A 936-nucleotide genomic window follows, 5' to 3' on the forward strand; every position below is an offset into this window, starting at 1 on the left:
GGTCTCCCACACCTCCAGGCGGGCCAGGGACTGCTCGGACAGGCCCTCCAGGAGCTCCTCCTGGTCTTTCAGGGCCGCCTCGATCTCACCGAGCAGCCGCGCCAGGTCAGTGTGCGGGGCATGGATGGAGTACTGGGCGATCAGGTGCTCGGGGGTCGGGCACTGCACCTCAGGGTCGTACGGTGAGGCCACCGGTTTCCGGTAGGGAGTGGTCGCGTACAGCCGCATCGCCGCGGTGCGGGACAGCGCGCGGACCGCGAACGCGACCTGATCGATCCGCGCCGCCCCCGAAGTAGCAGCCTCGGCCAGGACACCGAACTTGCGGGATTGCCGGGCGATCGCGGCCAGATCAGCCGCTATCCGGTGATGGAAGTCGAACTTCGACACCAGCCAGTCCCGCAGGGCCGAGAACCCGTCCACATCACGGTGGATCTTCCACGCCTGCGCCTCGATCACCCCGGACAGCACCTGGGCATGGAAGGCGTTGATGGCCGCAGCCGCCTGATCGAACTGGGTGTGGATGGCACGGGCCTTCTCGGTCCGCTCCGCCGGGTTCACACTCCTCGCCACGTGCCACACCTCCCTGATCCGATCCTTCGAATCTTCGATCCTCTGATCTGTTTCCGTCCGGTTGTGCTACATCAATGGTGACAGCCGAATCGGCCCTTGCCATCACCCGCAGGGTGGGAAAGCTTTCACGTTCTGCACCCGGGCCCGATGGCGTCCCAGGCGATCCACGCCCGGAGCCGTGCACACCCGCCAGGACGCGAGCCTCCTTCACGCCAGCCCCGGGTCACTCGGGTCGAGGCACGCCGCAGACCCCAGCCCTCCACCCACCCCACCGTCGCCGCCCGCCCGAAGCCGGGGTTGCTGCCACCCGTCATTGCAGACGGGCCCTTACCGTCTCCTTCCCCTGTGCTGGTGAGCAGATGTCCC

General features: G+C 67.6%; 1 protein-coding gene. It reads right to left on the reverse strand.

From position 1 onward, the window contains the following. Positions 1–570: hypothetical protein (locus JFB92_RS24070; RefSeq protein ID WP_199044400.1), on the reverse strand; the 570-nt coding region annotated here is incomplete at its 3' end. Positions 571–936 lie beyond the last annotated feature (366 nt).

This window comes from Glycomyces salinus (assembly GCF_016428645.1).
Lineage (GTDB): Bacteria > Actinomycetota > Actinomycetes > Mycobacteriales > Micromonosporaceae > Glycomyces > Glycomyces salinus.